This is a genomic window from Albidovulum litorale (genome assembly GCF_025751495.1).
Lineage (GTDB): Bacteria > Pseudomonadota > Alphaproteobacteria > Rhodobacterales > Rhodobacteraceae > Albidovulum > Albidovulum litorale.
The window spans coordinates 59824-75358 of the sequence record NZ_JAOWKZ010000002.1 but is presented as its reverse complement, the minus strand read 5'-3'; the positions used below and the strand labels follow the sequence as shown (position 1 = coordinate 75358).

Below are 15535 nucleotides of genomic sequence, written 5' to 3'. Positions count from 1 at the left end.
TAGGCTTCCGCTGGGCGTGGCTGTGATCGTCGGCAGGCCTTCGCCTTGGGCGTTACTTTTTCGCCGCCGCCTTCTTCGCCGTACTTTTCTTAGTCGGGGCTTTTTTTTGCAGCAGGCTTCTTAGCAGCGGTTTTCTTTGGCGCGGCCTTCTTGCGTCCTCCGCCCTTCTTTGCGGCCTTCTCGGCAATCAGTTCCAGCGCCTGTTCCAGCGTCACCGCTTCGGGCGTGATTTCTTTTGGCAGGGTCGCATTGACCTTTTCCCATTTCACGTACGGCCCGTAGCGGCCCGACATGACCTGAATTGGGCCGCCGTCGGGGTGCTCGCCAAGATCGCGCAAGGCGGCAGGCGCGGTGCGGCCCGTGCGGGTCGCCTTTTCGGCCAGAACCTCGACCGCACGGTTCATGCCGATGGTGAAGACCTCATCGACCTCGGGCAGGTTGGCATAGATACGGCCGTGCTTGACGTAAGGTCCGTAGCGACCGATCCCGGCCTCGATCATCTCGCCATCGTCGGGATGAGGGCCGATCTCGCGCGGCAGGCTGAGAAGCGTCAGCGCCTTTTCAAGGTCGATATCGTCGGGGGACCAGCCCTTGGGCAGGCTGGCACGCGGCGGTTTCGGGGTTTCGTCCGTCGCCTCGCCGCGCTGGACGTAAGGTCCGAACCGGCCGGATTTCAGCCAGATCTCCTGCCCGCCATCCTCGCCCAGCACACGCTCGGCAGCGCCGTTGTCTTCGCCATTGGCGCCGGACAGGGCGCGTGTATAGCGGCAGTTGGGATAGTTCGAGCAGCCGATGAAGGCCCCGCCGGAGCGTGCGGTTTTCAGGTTCAGCCGCCCCTCGCCGCAGGTCGGGCAGATACGCGGGTCCGACCCGTCTTCGCGCGGAGGGTAGAGATGGGGCGCAAGGAACTCGTCGATCTTTTCAAGAACCTCGCCGATCCGAAGGTCGGCGGTTTCGGCAATCGCAGCGGTGAAATCGCGCCAGAAGCGCGCCAGCACTTCCTTGTAATTGCGGTCGCCCGCCGAAATTTCATCCAGCTCATTTTCCAGATCTGCGGTGAAATCGTATTCGACATAGCGGCGGAAGAAGTTCGTCAGGAACGCCGTCACCAGCCGCCCCTTGTCCTCGGGGATCAGCCGGTTCTTGTCCTTGCGCACATAGTCGCGGTCCTGGATCGTTGTGACGATCGATGCATAGGTGGAGGGGCGGCCGATGCCGAGCTCTTCCATCCGCTTCACCAAAGTCGCCTCGGTATAGCGCGGGGGCGGCTGTGTGAAATGCTGCTCGGGCGCGATCTTGCGCTTGTCCGCTTTCTCGCCTTCCATGATCTGCGGCAGGCGGTTGTCATCGTCCTCGTCGATGACCGCATCGTCGCGACCCTCGTCATAAACCTTGAGGAAGCCGTCGAACATCACGACCTGCCCCGTGGCGCGCAGGACGACCTGACCATCGGCGCTGCCTACATCGACGGTGGTGCGTTCCAGCCGCGCGGCCGCCATCTGGCTTGCCAGCGTGCGCTTCCAGATCAGATCGTAGAGCTTGCGCTGATCATCCGCGAGTTTCAGCTTGTCGGGCGACATACCCATGTCGGTCGGCCGGATGCATTCATGCGCTTCCTGCGCGTTCTTGGCCTTGTTCTTGTACATCCGGGGACTGTCGGGAACGTAATCTGCCCCGAAGCGGCGCTTGATTTCGTCGCGCGCGGCCATCACCGCCTCGGGCGCCATGTCGATGCCGTCGGTCCGCATATAGGTGATGTGACCGGCCTCGTAGAGTCGTTGGGCGGCGGACATGCAGGCCTTGGCGCCCATGCCGAACTTGCGGCTGGCCTCCTGCTGCAGGGTCGAGGTCATGAAGGGCGCGTAGGGGTTGCGGTTGGCGGGCTTCGCCTCGACCGATTTCACGGTCAGATCGCGTGAGGTGATCGCCTGCACCGCCAGTTCGGCGGCGGTTTCGTTGGCAAGGTCGTATTTGTCGAGCTTCTTGCCGCCAAGCACCGTAAGGCGTGCCTGATATTCCTGCCCGCGCGGGGTGGCGAGGGTTGCGGTGACCGACCAGTATTCGCGCGCGCGGAAGGCCTCGATCTCCATCTCGCGCTCGACGATGAGGCGCAGGCAGACCGACTGGACCCGGCCCGCAGATTTGGCGCCGGGCAGTTTGCGCCAGAGCACCGGGGAGAGGTTGAAGCCCACGAGGTAATCGAGCGCGCGGCGCGCCAGATAGGCCTCGACCAGCGGGCCGTCCACGTCGCGGGGATGGGCCATCGCCTCGGACACGGCGGATTTGGTGATGGCGTTGAAGGTGACCCGGCGGACGGTCTTGCCCTTTTTGAGCGAGGAGGCCAGTGCCTCTTTCAGGTGCCAGGAAATCGCCTCGCCCTCGCGGTCGGGGTCGGTGGCCAGAATGAGCGTATCGTCGGATTTCAGTGCTTCGGCGATGGCGCGGACATGTTTCTTGCTGTCGCTCGCCACCTCCCATTTCATGTCGAATCCAGCGTCGGGATCGACGGAACCATCCTTTGGCGGCAGGTCGCGGACATGGCCGTAAGAGGCAAGGACCGTATAATCAGAACCGAGATATTTGTTTATTGTCTTGGCCTTGGCGGGAGATTCGACGACGACTACGGCCATGACTTCCTCTTGAAAACGGTTCTTCTGCTCTGACCGCGTTACATGGGCGGCAAGGGCGGGGCTTGTCAATGACCGGTCGAAAACTGCTTGTGCACAGGGGTGCCCGCGCAAGTCCGGGCTGAGTTGTCCGGCCCCGCCAATCGGTCTATGACGCGGATGCCCGTCGGGACCGGCAAGTTTGGCTGGTGACCGTGGTGGGCGGCGGGACATGCCCGGGGGCGGGCACAAGGCAGGTGCAGGACGATGGGCGGACTATTTCAACGGCGGCACGGGAATTTGCTTTTTCTGTCGCGGTCAGAGGTTCTCGATCAGGTGGCCAGCGACATAATCGCGGGCCTTCCGGCGAGCCTGACGACTCGCCGTCCCGTGCTGATCTATTGCGGCGTTCACAAGCGGTTTGGGATGAGCTGGCTTCGTCGCGGCTACAAGATCGCCATCCAGACCGAGCAGATGTACGACGAGAATGGGCGGGCTTTGTGGGGCGCGCGCAGTGAGCGCAACCGAAAGAACATCCGCTCGGCGCTTCAATGGGCAGACTGCACCCTCGACCTCAGCGCCGCGAACAGACGTTTTTACGATGAGGCGGGGTTGACGGCGAAGGCGCCAGGCAAGGTCATCTATGGGCCGCACATTTTTCCAACGCGTCGGATTTCCTACGTTTCGCCGAATCGGGAAAGCCTGATCTTTTTCGGCCATGTCGAAGGCAGCCGGCGGGAAGATCTGATCGCGAACCTGTCCGAGTTTGCGGTAGATCGGGTCGAAACCGGCACCTATGCGGACAAGCTGAGGGACCAGATCCGCCCCCATCTTGGCGTATTGAACCTGCATTTCGAGGATGGCGTCTATACCGAGGCGCCGCGGCTTCTGGCCAGTTACCTTTGCGGAAAACCGGTTGTGTCCGAACGGCTTGGTTCGGAATTTGTCGCCGGAACACATTACCATCTGATCGGGTCGGATGCCGCGTTTCGGGCTCGCGACATTTTCGAGAATTTCGCGGGTCTGGTGAGCGAAAGGTTCACGTTCAGTGGTTTCCTGAGAAACGTGTTGAAGGGTGCAGTGCAGGGCTTGGCGACTTAAGACTTAACCGGAAGCTGTTGCACAATATTTTCCGGTCGGGAGGCGCTCTGGCATTGCCGCTGGAATCACTGCGCGCGCGACCGGCTGGCTTCGGTTTCCTCTTCGTCGTTTTGTCGTGACAACAGCCCGCCGGGGTGGCGCAATATCCGGCCCTCAAGCTCCAGCGTGACGAGTTCTGGGGTAATGGCGGCGGCTGGCAGGGCGATGTCGCGGATGAGCTGGTCCTCAGCCACGGGGCTGGGGCCGAGCCGGGCGAGGATCTGGCGGTGAAGCGCGGCCATGTCGCGCCAGTCGCGGCCGGGTTTGGCGGCAGGTATCGAGAGTGACAGTTCCGGGCGCTCTTCTGCCGGTTCGCTTGTGCGGCCTACGGGCGCGTCCATGAGTGCCTCCAGCACGTCGTCGGCGCTGCGCACCAAAGTGGCCCCATCGCGGATGAGCATGTTGCAGCCTGCCGCGCGGCCATCCAGCGGGTGACCCGGCACCGCCAGCACCTCGCGCCCCTGATCGAGCGCGTTGCGGGCGGTGATGAGGCTACCGGAACGCGCCGCCGCCTCCACCACGATCACCGCGCGGGCGAGGCCCGAGACGATGCGGTTGCGCAGAGGGAAGTGGCGCGCGACCGGGTCGAGCCCCATGGGTTGCTCGGAAATTCGGACACCCTTCGCGGCGATCTCATCGGCGAGCTTCAGATTCTCCACCGGGTAGATCGCATCCACCCCGCCCGCCATCACCGCAACTGTGCCGGTGGGCAGGGCCGCAAGATGGGCGGCGGCGTCGATGCCGCGGGCAAGGCCGGAAACGACGGTAATGCCGGCCGCACCCAGCCCCTCGGCCAGTTTGCGGGCCATGCGGGTGCCGAGCGATGAGGCATTGCGGGCGCCGACAAGTGCCACCATCGGGCGGTTCAGAAGGGCGGGATCGCCGAGGACCCAGAGGATGGGCGGCGCGTCGGCAAGATCGGCGAGCGCTTTCGGATAGGCGGGCTCGCCCAGGCAGATCAGCCGCGCCCCGGCGGCTTGGCCCGCCTTAAGTTCCTTTAAGGCGATGGGTTCCGGGCAGGGCTCATAGGTTGCTACACCTGCGGCCTTCGCGACCTCCGGCAGTGCCAAAAGCGCCGCCTTGGCCGAGCCGTAGTCGTCGAGAAGCCGCCAGAAGGTGACGGTGCCGACCCTGCGGGAGCGAATGAGGCGGAGCCACGACAGTCTGTTTTCTTCCGTGGTGGGTGGGGTGAAGGGGGTGGGGTAAGACAACAAACCTTTTTCCCTCGTGCCTCCGCCTCGTTCGCAAGACCGACATTGCAACCTTAAGGTTAATCAATGGTTACGATTCGCGCTTTGATTTATTGGCCGCAAAAATTATTTTCCGGCACGCTTCGCGCAGGCTTCCGGCCACAACCGACTGTCAATTGAACTTTGACGCATTAACCCGCAACGACCACGATCGGGACAGGCGAACGCTTTCACGCCGCCGAGCCGCCGACGGTCAGCCCGCCAATCAGCAGCGTCGGCTGGCCGACCCCCACGGGCACCCACTGACCGGCCTTGCCGCAATTGCCGATGCCGGGGTCAAGCTTCATGTCATTGCCGATGGCGCGGATCTGTTTCATCGCGGTCGCGCCATCGCCGATCAGAGTCGCACCCTTGACCGGCTCGCCCACCACGCCGTTCTTCACCCGGTAGGCCTCGGTGCAGGAAAAGACGAACTTGCCGTTGGTGATATCGACCTGACCGCCGCCGAAGCCCACGGCATAGATGCCGTCCTTCACATCGGCGACGATATCGCCGGGCTCGGCTTCACCGCCCAGCATGTAGGTATTGGTCATGCGCGGCATCGGGATATGCGCAAAGCTTTCGCGCCGCCCGTTGCCGGTGGGTTTGACACCCATCAGCCGCGCGTTCTGCCGGTCCTGCATGTAGCCGACGAGGATGCCATCCTCGATCAGTACGTTCCTGCCCGAAGGTGTGCCCTCGTCATCGACGGTGATGGAGCCGCGCCGGTCGGGGATGGTGCCGTCGTCAAGCACGGTCACACCTTTCGCGGCCACCTGCTGCCCCATCAGCCCGGCGAAGGCGGAGGTTTTCTTGCGGTTGAAATCGCCTTCAAGCCCGTGGCCCACAGCCTCGTGCAGCAGAATACCCGGCCAGCCCGCGCCAAGCGCGACGTCCATGACGCCTGCGGGCGCGGGCACGGCGCGGAGGTTGACCAGAGCAATGCGCAGGGCTTCGCGGGTCTCTTTCTGCCAGTGTTCTGACGTCATCAGCGCGGCGAGCCCCGCGCGACCGCCACCACCGGTGGAGCCGGTTTCGCGCCGTCCGTTTTCCTCGACGATCACGGAAACATTGAGCCGCGCCATAGGACGGATGTCGGAGACGAGCCCGCCTTCGGGCCGCAGGATGAAGACCTCCTGCAGCGATGCCGCGATGGTGGCCGAGACCTGCACCACGCGCGGATCGAGCGCGCGGGCGAAGGCGTCGATCTCTCGCAGCGTCTCCACCTTCACGCCGAAAGCGGCGTCGGCCAAGGGGTCGGCATCGGTGTAGAGCTTCAGATTCGTGCCCGACGGGGCGGGTGCCATCACGCCGCCGCCATCGCCCACCGCAAGCCGCGCGGTTTCGGCCGCGCGTTTCAGTGCGGATTCGGAGATTTCGGTGGAATGGGCGTAGCCGGCCACCTCGCCGTTCACGGCGCGGAGGCCGAACCCCTCGGAGGCGTCATAGCTCGCATTGCGAAGCCGACCGTCATCGAAGACCAAAGCCTCGGACCGGCGGCGTTCGAGGAAGAGTTCCCCGTCTTCCGCCCCCGCAGTCGCGGCGCGCAGAATCGCCAGCGCACGGTCGGGGTCGAGGTGGGTCTCAAAGGGGGAAAAGCGGGTTTCTGTCATCGGGGAGCCGTCGCCGTCCTTGATTTCGGTCAAAAGCGGCGCTTTGCCGCGATGGTTTCGCTTGTCGCAATGTCTCTAATATGATTTTAGAAACGCCGGATACAACCGGCTGCGGGCATCTTGCCCGGAGACGGAACTGGAAGCGGCGGGACGGCCGCGGCAGGAACGGGAACACGATATGCGCTTTGCGAGACTTCTTTCCGGCCTCGGGGCCGCCCTCACCTCCACCATGGTGGCCGGTGCCGTGATGGCCCAGGACGGAATCACCGGGCTTGAAATCGTCGGTGCGCCCCATGCGGATGGTACCGGCTTCCAGCCGGCGGCGACGGAACTGGCCCGCGACCAGCAGTGGCTTGATCACATGCTGCTTTGGCTGTGCATCGCGGTCGCCGGTTTCGTGGTGCTGTTGCTGGCCATCGTCATCCTGCGCTTCAACAGCCGCGCAAACCCGACGCCCGCGAAGTTCACGCACAACACGCCTCTTGAGATCGTCTGGACCCTGATCCCGGTCCTGATTCTTGTCGTGCTCGGCTCCTTCTCGCTGCCGATCCTCTTCAAGCAGCAGGAGATCCCGGAAGGCGACGTGGTGATCAAGGCGACCGGCAACCAGTGGTACTGGTCCTACGAATACCCCGATGAGGGCATCGCCTTCGACAGCTTCATGCTGGGCCGAGAGGGACTTGAGGCGGCGGGCTACAGCCAGGACGAATACCTGTTGGCGACCGATACCGCCGTTGTGGTGCCCGTGAACAAGACGGTCGTGGTGCAGGTCACGGCGGCGGACGTGATCCACTCCTGGACGATCCCGGCCTTCGCGGTAAAGCAGGACGGCGTGCCGGGCCGGATCGCCGAGCTGTGGTTCAATGCCGAACGTGAGGGCATCTATTTCGGACAGTGCTCGGAGCTTTGCGGCAAGGACCACGCCTATATGCCGATCACCGTCAAGGTCGTCAGCCAGGAGGTCTATGACGACTGGGTGGCGCGGACCAAGACCGCCGACGCCGGTTCGTCGGCAGCCGTTCAGGTCGCTGCGGCGGAATGAACCGGACGGGGTGCGGCAGGCCGCGCCCCATCCATTCGGGGGAATGAATGAGCGATTACAGTGCCATTGACCACGGGCAGGAAGCAGGGTTCGGCGATTACGTCCAACTCCTGAAGCCGCGTGTCATGTCGCTTGTCGTGTTCACCGCGATGGTCGGGCTGATCGTGGCCCCGGGCGGTGTCCATCCCTTCGTCGCCTTCACCGCGATCCTGTTCATTGCCCTTGGCGGCGGCGCCTCGGGTGCGCTGAACATGTGGTATGACGCCGATATCGACCGGGTGATGCGCCGTACCGCGTCTCGCCCGATCCCCTCGGGCAAGGTCGGCGAAGGCGAGGCGCTGGGCCTTGGGCTCGCGCTGTCGGGGCTGTCCTGCCTGATGCTCGGGCTGGCCGCGAACTGGTTCGCGGGGTTGTTCCTCGCCTTCACCATCTTCTTCTATGTCGTCATCTACACGATGTGGCTGAAGCGCCTGACGCCGCAGAACATCGTCATCGGTGGCGCGGCGGGGGCTTTTCCGCCGATGATCGGCTGGGCTGTGGTGACGGGCGGCGTATCCATCGAATCGCTTTTGATGTTTGCCCTGATCTTCATGTGGACGCCGCCGCATTTCTGGGCGCTCTGCCTCTTCATGAAGGACGACTATTCCAAGGCCGGCGTGCCGATGCTGACGGTCACGCATGGCCGCAAGGCGACGCGCAAGCATATCCTTGTCTACACGATCCTTCTGGCCCCCTTTGCCTTCGCTCTGGCCGCAAGCTCGATCGGCGGGCCGGTGACGCTGGTGGCGGCGCTGGTGCTGAACGCGCTGTTCATCCGGGGTGCGGTCCGCATCGTCCGGCGTGACGAGGCCGTGGCCGAGGCCGATGGCTACAAGGCCGAGAAAGCCTTCTTCAAATTCTCGCTCGCATATCTCTTCCTGCATTTCGGTGCGCTTCTGGTTGAAGCGAGCCTTCAGCCCTTCGGGTTCGGGGGATGGTGATGGCGATCCGGCAGGACCACGAGATTCATACCCGCCGCAAGGGGCGCAATCTTGGCCTGGGCCTCGTGCTCGGTGCGCTGGTCGCGCTGATCTTTGGCCTGTCGGTCGTGAAGATCTCGCATCTGGTCGAGGGGAAGTTGCCGGAAGAGGAGGTCGCGCAATGAAGCGGCTTGATGGCAATTCCCGCGTTGCCGCGATGCTTGTGGGCGTCGTCGTGACCATGGGTGCGCTCGCATGGGCGGCGGTGCCGTTCTATGACTGGTTCTGCCGGGTTACGGGTTATGGGGGCACGACGAATGTCGCCACAGCGGCGTCCGACGAGGTTCTGGATGAGATCGTGACGGTTCGCTTCGACGCCAACACCGCGTCCGGAATGCCGTGGGAATTTCGCGCCAAGCAGACCGAGATGAAGCTGAAGATCGGCGAAAGCGGCATGGCTTTCTACGAGGCCTATAATCCGACCGACAAACCGGTTGCGGGCACGGCAAGTTACAACGTCTCGCCTGACATTGCGGGCTATTACTTCAACAAGATCCAGTGCTTCTGCTTCACCGAACAGGTGTTGCAGCCGGGTGAGCGGGTGGAGATGCCTGTTGTCTTCTTCGTCGATCCGGAACTTGTGAAGGACCGCGACGCGGGCCGTATCCGCAATATCACACTTTCCTATACGTTCTACCAAACCGAACTGCCTGAAGAGCAGGCGAGCCTTTCGCCCGCCGAAGGCTCTGACTATAACTGAGGCCAAATCAGGGAAACCGACATGGCGCACGCAAAGAACCACGACTACCATATCCTCAAGCCCTCGCTTTGGCCGTTCCTCGGTGCCGTTGGCGGTTTCGTCATGCTGTTCGGCGCCGTGATGTGGATGAAGGGCGTTACGCCCTTCGTCTTCCTCGCGGGCCTCGCACTCGTTCTCTACGTCATGTACGGCTGGTGGGCCGATGTGGTTCATGAAGGCCAGACCGGCGATCACACGCCGGTGGTGCGGATCGGCCTGCGCTATGGCTTCATCCTGTTTATCATGTCCGAGGTGATGTTCTTCTCGGCCTGGTTCTGGACCTTCTTCAAGCACGCGCTTTATCCGATGGGGCCGGAAAGCCCGGCGATTGACGGTGTCTGGCCGCCGGCGGGGATCGAGACCTTCGACCCCTGGCACCTGCCGCTGATCAACACGCTGATCCTTCTGTGCTCGGGTGCCGCAGCGACCTGGGCGCACCATGCCATCGCCCATGAAAACAACCGTAAGGACATGGTGAACGGGCTGGCGCTGGCGGTTGCCCTCGGCGCGCTCTTCACCTTCTTCCAAGCCTTCGAATACAGCCACGCTGCTTTCGGCTTTGCCGGTAACATCTATGGCGCCTCGTTCTTCATGGCGACGGGCTTCCACGGCGCGCATGTGATCATCGGGACGATCTTCCTTCTGGTCTGCATGTTCCGCGCGATGAAGGGCCATTTCACGCCCGAGCAGCATGTCGGGTTCGAGGCCGCAGCCTGGTACTGGCACTTCGTTGACGTGGTCTGGCTCTTCCTCTTCGCCGCGATCTACATCTGGGGCGCCTGATCGGCACCCCCCTGACGGACATGCGAAACGCGGGGGGCGACCCCCGCGTTTTCACTTTGAGGGTTCCATGCGTCGCTATCTCTCTGCCCTGATCCTCGGTGCCGGTGGCATCGCCATCCTGATGTCGCTCGGGTTCTGGCAGGTCCGGCGGTTGGCATGGAAAGAGGGCGTGATCGCCGGGATCGAGGCGCGGATCGGGGCGGAGCCCGTGGCCCTTTCGTCCATCGCAGAACCCGATCCGGTAGCGGACCTTTACCGCCCCGTCACAGTCGCCGGGCGCACCACGGGTGTGGAACTTCTGGTCCTGTCCGGCCAAAAGGAACTTGGTCCCGGTTTCCGGGTCGTCGCGGTCTTTGAGGCCGGGGACGGGCGGCGCATCCTTCTGGATCGCGGCTTCATCCCCGAATCCGGCCGCGCCATGCCGCGCCCAGGTGTGGCGTTGAACGTCACCGGTAACCTCTTGTGGCCCGACGATTCCGACAGCTTCACCCCGCCGCCAGATCAAAAGACCGGCCTCTGGTTCGCCCGTGACGTGGCCGCGATGTCTGAAAGCGTCAAAACCCTGCCGGTTCTTGTCGTGGTCCGGACGGAAGAGGGCGATGACCAAGGTATCGTCCCGGTGCCGGTCGATACGTCCGCCATCCCGAACGACCACCGCGGCTATGCGATCACCTGGTTTTCGCTGGCTGGGGTCTGGGCGGGGATGACAGCGTTTCTGCTCTGGCGTATCAGGCAGCGGAAGAATTGAGGAACTGACATGCGCTATATCTCGACGCGGGGCGAGGCCCCGGTTCTGGGTTTCGGCGAGGCGATGCTGACCGGCCTTGCCCGCGATGGCGGGCTCTATGTGCCTGAGACGATCCCGACCCTTTTGGTGGACGAGATCCGGGCGCTTGGTGGGCTGTCCTATGAAGAGACCGCCTTTCGTGTGATGCGGCCTTTCGTCGGCGATGCGTTCAGCGACGACGAGTTCCGCACGGCGATCGCGAAGGCCTATCAGGGTTTCGGCCACACCGCCCGCGCGCCGCTGGTGCAGCTTGCGCCCAACCATTTCCTTCTGGAGCTGTTCCACGGGCCCACGCTCGCGTTCAAGGATTTTGCGATGCAGCTCATCGGCCAGCTTTTCCAGATCGCGTTGAAGCGCGAGGGGCGGCGCGTCACCATCGTCGGCGCAACCTCGGGCGATACCGGATCGGCGGCGATCGAGGCGTTCCGGGGATTGGACAACGTTGATGTCTTCATCCTCTTCCCCGAGGGCCGAGTGTCCGAGGTGCAGCGCCGTCAGATGACGACGCCGTCTGAGGCCAATGTGCACGCGCTGGCCCTCAAGGGCGATTTCGACGATTGCCAGGCTCGGCTGAAGGACATGTTCAACCATTTCGAGTTCCGCGATGCGGTGGGGCTGGCCGGTGTGAACTCGATCAATTGGGCGCGAGTGCTGGCGCAGGTCGTCTATTACTTCACCTCCGCCGTGTCGCTGGGCGCGCCGGATCGTACGGTCAGCTTCACTGTTCCCACCGGCAATTTCGGCGACATCTTCGCGGGCTACATCGCCAAACGCATGGGCCTGCCCATCGACAACCTGGTGATCGCGACGAACCAGAACGACATCCTGCACCGCTGCCTGACACGCGGGCGGTATCAGATGGACGGGGTCAAACCCTCGATTTCGCCCTCGATGGATATCCAGATATCCTCCAACTTCGAACGCGCGCTGTTCGACGCCTACGGGCGCGACGGCAAGGCGGTGTCGGCCCTCATGGCCGAGATGAAGGAGACGGGCGGCTTCACCGTCAGCCAGGGCGCGATTCAGGCTTTGCGCGATCTCTTCGCCTCGGGCCGGGTGTCGGAGGAAGAGACGCTCGCCACCATCACGGCCATGCACAAGGCGACGGGTGAACTGCTCTGCCCGCACACGGCGGTGGGTGTCGCCGTTGCGGATGTGAACCGTGATCGGAACGTGCCGATGATCACGCTCGCCACCGCGCATCCGGCGAAATTCCCTGATGCGGTCGAAAAAGCCACGGGTCAGCGCCCGGGCCTGCCCGAACGCATGGGTGATCTTTTCTCCCGCCCCGAACGTGTTACATCTGTGCCGAATGACCTGGCAGCCCTTGAGGCGCTGGTCCATGAAAGGCGGAAGGCTTGACGATCAGACTGACCACCGTGCCGAACGGGTTGCGCATCGCGACCGAACGGATGCCCGGCCTTGCCTCGGCCTCCATCGGTGTCTGGCTGACGGCGGGCGGGCGGCACGAGCGGCTGGAACAGAACGGCATTGCGCATTTCCTTGAGCACATGGCGTTCAAGGGCACGGCGCGGCGCACCGCCCTTCAGATCGCCGAGGAAATCGAGGATGTGGGCGGCTATATCAACGCCTATACAAGCCGCGAGATGACCGCCTATTACGCCCGGGTGCTGGAGGCCGACGTGCCGCTGGCTTTGGACGTCATTTCCGACATCGTGTTGAACCCGGTCTTTGACGAGAAAGAGATCGAGACCGAGCGTCATGTGATCCTGCAGGAGATTGGGCAGGCGCTCGATACGCCCGACGACATCATCTTCGACTGGTTGCAGGAAGCGGCCTTTCCGGATCAGGCCTTGGGCCGCACGATCCTTGGCCCGGCCGAGCGGGTGTCGAGCTTCGGGCGCAGCGATCTGACGGGCTTTGTTGGCGAACATTATGGGCCGGATCAGATGATCCTCTCGGCGGCGGGGGCGGTCGATCACGACGCCATCGTGAAAGCGGCAGAGGGCATCTTCGGCGGCCTGAAACCCGTCGGCGCGCGACCCCTTCAGCGGGCCACCTGGGCCGGGGGGGAGCGGCGCGAGGTCAAGGATCTGGAACAGGTCCATTTCGCGATGGGCTTCGAGGCGCCTTCCGTCACCGACGCCGATTTTTTCACCGGACAGGTTTATGCGACGGCGCTCGGCGGCGGAATGTCCTCGCGCCTGTTCCAGAAGATCCGCGAGGAGCGGGGGCTCTGTTATTCGATCTATGCGCAGGCCGGTGCCTATGAAGATACCGGCATGATCACGATCTATGCCGGCACCTCGGCCGAGGAGATCGGCGATCTTTGCACCCTGACGATGGACGAATTGAAGCGCGCGGCCGAGGATATGAGCGAGGCGGAACTTGCCCGCGCACGCGCCCAGATGAAGGCGGGACTTCTGATGGGTCTCGAAAGCCCCTCGGCGCGTGCCGAGCGCATGGCCCGGCATCTGGCGATCTGGGGCCGGGTGCAGGACGTCGCCGAGACTGCGGCGGAGATCGACGCTGTCACCCGTGCGGGCATCCGCACCTTTGCCGGTGGACTTGCAGGCCGGGCCCAGACGGCGCTGGCGCTCTACGGGCCGGTCGAAAACGCGCCCTCGCTCGGGGCCTTGCGCGACAGGCTCGCGGCCTGATGCTGCTCAGACGGCGCCGTGTCCGGATCGAGACCGAGCGCATGACGCTGCGCCTGCCGCAGCATGGTGACTATCGCGACTGGTCGTCGCTGAGGGACCGGAGCCGCGAGTTCCTGAGCCCCTGGGAACCGGTCTGGGCCGCCGATCACCTGACCCGCAAAGCCTTCACCAATCGTGTCTACTGGGCGCAGCGCGCCGAGGGCGGCGGTACGGCGGTACCGCTCTTTCTGATCCGGCGCGATGACGACGCGCTTTTGGGCGCGGTGACGGTCGACAATATCCGCCGAGGCCCGGCACAGGCGGCGACAATCGGCTACTGGATCGGTGCGCCCCATGCGCGGAAGGGCTACATGGCCGAGGCGTTGCGTGCGGTTATCCATTACTGCTTCACCACGCTCGACCTGTCGCGGCTGGAAAGCGCCTGCCTGCCCGAAAACGCCGCGTCCCGCGCTGTTCTGGAAAAGTGCGGCTACAAATACGAAGGCGTCGCGCAGAGCTATCTTCAGATCAACGGTCGCTGGCGCAACCATGTCCTTTACGCCAATCTGCGCAGCGACCGCCGCGGGCGCACCGAGATCGGGTAGGGCGACTCGCGCCACGCGGCCAACTTGATATGTCAGCCGCCGTCTGAGTGCTCCCACCGTTCCGAGCTGGTTTTGACACTGCGTCGCGTCGGTTGCTACGATGATACCGGGTGGGGTGACAGCGTCATGTCCGAAAGGGATCTTGAACTCGACGACCTCAGTGCACTGATCGGGCTGGTCTACGATTCCGCGTTCGAGGGCGCGCAGTGGCAAAGCCTGATGGCGCGCATTCCCGAATTGTGCCCCGGCCATGTCGCGGCTGTCATGTCCTTCGACATGGACCATCTTCTCGACAGCTACATTACCGAGGGTGCGACGGCGGATGAGTTGCAGGACGTTCAGACCATGCTTGCGCGTCTTGCCCGCGACCCTGAGCATTACGAGAAGGACATGATCCTTGTCATGCTGGCGCGCCAGAAACAGACTTTGGGCGAGATCGTCTATTCGCGCGCACTTTATTCCGAAGAAGAGTTCCGCGACTTTGCCGCCTACAAGCAACAACTGGAGCCGCTCGGACTGGGCCACTGGACTGCGATCAACTATTCGATGTCGGACGGTCGCCGGGCGGCCTTCGTGATTGCCGAAAACGAACGCGACCCGAGGCCGAAAGATAACGCGCGCCTACAGCGTATCCTGAAGCTGCTGGCGCCGCATGCTGTGCGCGCGGCGCGGCTGGCCCGGGCGCTGAACCTCGCCAAGGAGGCGGCGGAAACCTATGCCGGATTCATCGACGCCATAGCTCTGCCGATGATGATCACCGATGGCGAGGGGCGCTTGCAGATGGCGAATGCCTCCGGCCAGCGCCTGCTGGAACGGGGACGCATTGTCCGGCTGGATGCGGGCAGCCGGGTGCATTTTGCCAATGACCGCGACCTTGCGGCGTTTCGCCGACACTTGCGCGAAACCGGAGAGGACATGTCCCCGCGCGGAATGCGGTTCGATGCAGGCGAGGGGCGTATCGCGCTGTGCATTGCGCCATTTCATCCCGCGATGACGCGTGGCACGCCAACGGATCGGGATCTCTATGACCGGCAGAGCCTTTTTGCGGTCTTCGTGGGCGCCCCTGCCGACGCCACGATCAGCACCGAGCTGTTGCGCAATGTTTTCGAACTGACTCCACGCGAGGCGGAAATTTGCAGCGCGCTGGCGTCGGGCCAGAGCCCGCAGCAGATCGCCGAGAAGACCGGGCGGGCGGAAAAGACGATCCGCAACCAGATTCAGGCGGTGCATGACAAGGTAGGTGTCACGTCGAACCGGGCGCTGGGCGAGGCCCTGTCGGTGTTCCAGACCGTAGGGGCGATGTTCGATGCCGAACCGTCAAAGGATGAACCGACGCCGCGTCTGCCGGGGTGAGCGAGAACGCCGTATCAAC

General features: G+C 63.6%; 14 protein-coding genes. 11 read left to right on the top strand and 3 right to left on the bottom strand.

Annotated features, from left to right (window positions below):
- Window positions 1–89 precede the first annotated feature (89 nt).
- Window positions 90–2630: a type I DNA topoisomerase gene (topA, locus tag OEZ71_RS06190; RefSeq protein ID WP_263739088.1), complete on the bottom strand. Its 2541-nt coding sequence runs from the start codon at window positions 2628–2630 to the stop codon at window positions 90–92.
- Between the two features lie 276 nt (window positions 2631–2906).
- Here topA and OEZ71_RS06185 point away from each other — a divergent pair, with 276 nt between their 5' ends.
- The gene (locus OEZ71_RS06185; RefSeq protein ID WP_263739087.1) at window positions 2907–3707 is read left to right on the top strand and encodes a hypothetical protein; all 801 of its coding nucleotides are present in this window, start codon (window positions 2907–2909) and stop codon (window positions 3705–3707) included.
- Between the two features lie 65 nt (window positions 3708–3772).
- Here the strand turns inward: OEZ71_RS06185 and dprA are convergent, their stop codons facing one another.
- Both dprA and tldD read right to left on the bottom strand, forming a co-directional pair.
- Window positions 3773–4957 (bottom strand): DNA-processing protein DprA, encoded by a 1185-nt coding sequence (gene dprA, locus OEZ71_RS06180; RefSeq protein WP_263739086.1) that lies wholly within the window; start codon window positions 4955–4957, stop codon window positions 3773–3775.
- A gap of 209 nt (window positions 4958–5166) precedes the next feature.
- The gene (gene tldD, locus OEZ71_RS06175; protein WP_263739085.1) at window positions 5167–6588 is read right to left on the bottom strand and encodes a metalloprotease TldD; all 1422 of its coding nucleotides are present in this window, start codon (window positions 6586–6588) and stop codon (window positions 5167–5169) included.
- Window positions 6589–6766: 178 nt separating this feature from the next.
- Here tldD and coxB point away from each other — a divergent pair, with 178 nt between their 5' ends.
- The 10 genes from coxB (at window position 6767) to OEZ71_RS06125 (ending at window position 15516) form a co-directional block, all read left to right on the top strand.
- Window positions 6767–7630 (top strand): cytochrome c oxidase subunit II, encoded by an 864-nt coding sequence (coxB, locus tag OEZ71_RS06170; RefSeq protein ID WP_263739084.1) that lies wholly within the window; start codon window positions 6767–6769, stop codon window positions 7628–7630.
- Between the two features lie 47 nt (window positions 7631–7677).
- A complete protein-coding gene (cyoE, locus tag OEZ71_RS06165; RefSeq protein WP_263739083.1) occupies window positions 7678–8610 on the top strand; it encodes a heme o synthase in 933 nt (310 codons plus the stop codon).
- The gene (locus tag OEZ71_RS06160; RefSeq protein ID WP_263739082.1) at window positions 8610–8774 is read left to right on the top strand and encodes a hypothetical protein; all 165 of its coding nucleotides are present in this window, start codon (window positions 8610–8612) and stop codon (window positions 8772–8774) included. The genes cyoE and OEZ71_RS06160 overlap by 1 nt, the downstream gene beginning before the upstream one ends.
- Complete coding sequence (locus OEZ71_RS06155) at window positions 8771–9349, top strand: cytochrome c oxidase assembly protein (protein WP_263739081.1); 579 nt, start codon at window positions 8771–8773, stop codon at window positions 9347–9349. Before OEZ71_RS06160 ends, OEZ71_RS06155 begins: the two co-directional genes overlap by 4 nt.
- Window positions 9350–9370: 21 nt before the next feature.
- The gene (locus OEZ71_RS06150) at window positions 9371–10171 is read left to right on the top strand and encodes a cytochrome c oxidase subunit 3 (RefSeq protein WP_263739080.1); all 801 of its coding nucleotides are present in this window, start codon (window positions 9371–9373) and stop codon (window positions 10169–10171) included.
- A 67-nt stretch (window positions 10172–10238) separates the two neighbouring features.
- A complete protein-coding gene (locus OEZ71_RS06145; RefSeq protein ID WP_263739079.1) occupies window positions 10239–10919 on the top strand; it encodes an SURF1 family protein in 681 nt (226 codons plus the stop codon).
- Between the two features lie 9 nt (window positions 10920–10928).
- Window positions 10929–12320 carry a threonine synthase gene (gene thrC, locus OEZ71_RS06140; RefSeq protein ID WP_263739078.1) on the top strand — a complete coding sequence of 464 codons (1392 nt, stop codon included), beginning with the start codon at window positions 10929–10931 and terminating at the stop codon, window positions 12318–12320.
- Window positions 12317–13579 (top strand): M16 family metallopeptidase, encoded by a 1263-nt coding sequence (locus OEZ71_RS06135; RefSeq protein ID WP_263739077.1) that lies wholly within the window; start codon window positions 12317–12319, stop codon window positions 13577–13579. The genes thrC and OEZ71_RS06135 overlap by 4 nt, the downstream gene beginning before the upstream one ends.
- Window positions 13579–14163: a GNAT family N-acetyltransferase gene (locus tag OEZ71_RS06130; RefSeq protein WP_263739076.1), complete on the top strand. Its 585-nt coding sequence runs from the start codon at window positions 13579–13581 to the stop codon at window positions 14161–14163. The genes OEZ71_RS06135 and OEZ71_RS06130 overlap by 1 nt, the downstream gene beginning before the upstream one ends.
- Window positions 14164–14289: 126 nt before the next feature.
- Complete coding sequence (locus tag OEZ71_RS06125) at window positions 14290–15516, top strand: helix-turn-helix transcriptional regulator (protein ID WP_263739075.1); 1227 nt, start codon at window positions 14290–14292, stop codon at window positions 15514–15516.
- Window positions 15517–15535: the final 19 nt, after the last annotated feature.

Excerpts from the sequence above, each read along its gene's own strand:
- topA (WP_263739088.1), bottom strand. The coding sequence starts at position 2,630 with ATGGCCGTAGTCGTCGTCGAATCTCCCGCCAAGGCCAAGACAATAAAC.
- tldD (WP_263739085.1), bottom strand. The coding sequence starts at position 6,588 with ATGACAGAAACCCGCTTTTCCCCCTTTGAGACCCACCTCGACCCCGAC.
- coxB (WP_263739084.1), top strand. The coding sequence starts at position 6,767 with ATGCGCTTTGCGAGACTTCTTTCCGGCCTCGGGGCCGCCCTCACCTCC.
- cyoE (WP_263739083.1), top strand. The coding sequence starts at position 7,678 with ATGAGCGATTACAGTGCCATTGACCACGGGCAGGAAGCAGGGTTCGGC.
- OEZ71_RS06160 (WP_263739082.1), top strand. The coding sequence starts at position 8,610 with ATGGCGATCCGGCAGGACCACGAGATTCATACCCGCCGCAAGGGGCGC.
- OEZ71_RS06155 (WP_263739081.1), top strand. The coding sequence starts at position 8,771 with ATGAAGCGGCTTGATGGCAATTCCCGCGTTGCCGCGATGCTTGTGGGC.
- OEZ71_RS06150 (WP_263739080.1), top strand. The coding sequence starts at position 9,371 with ATGGCGCACGCAAAGAACCACGACTACCATATCCTCAAGCCCTCGCTT.
- OEZ71_RS06145 (WP_263739079.1), top strand. The coding sequence starts at position 10,239 with ATGCGTCGCTATCTCTCTGCCCTGATCCTCGGTGCCGGTGGCATCGCC.
- thrC (WP_263739078.1), top strand. The coding sequence starts at position 10,929 with ATGCGCTATATCTCGACGCGGGGCGAGGCCCCGGTTCTGGGTTTCGGC.
- OEZ71_RS06130 (WP_263739076.1), top strand. The coding sequence starts at position 13,579 with ATGCTGCTCAGACGGCGCCGTGTCCGGATCGAGACCGAGCGCATGACG.
- OEZ71_RS06125 (WP_263739075.1), top strand. The coding sequence starts at position 14,290 with ATGTCCGAAAGGGATCTTGAACTCGACGACCTCAGTGCACTGATCGGG.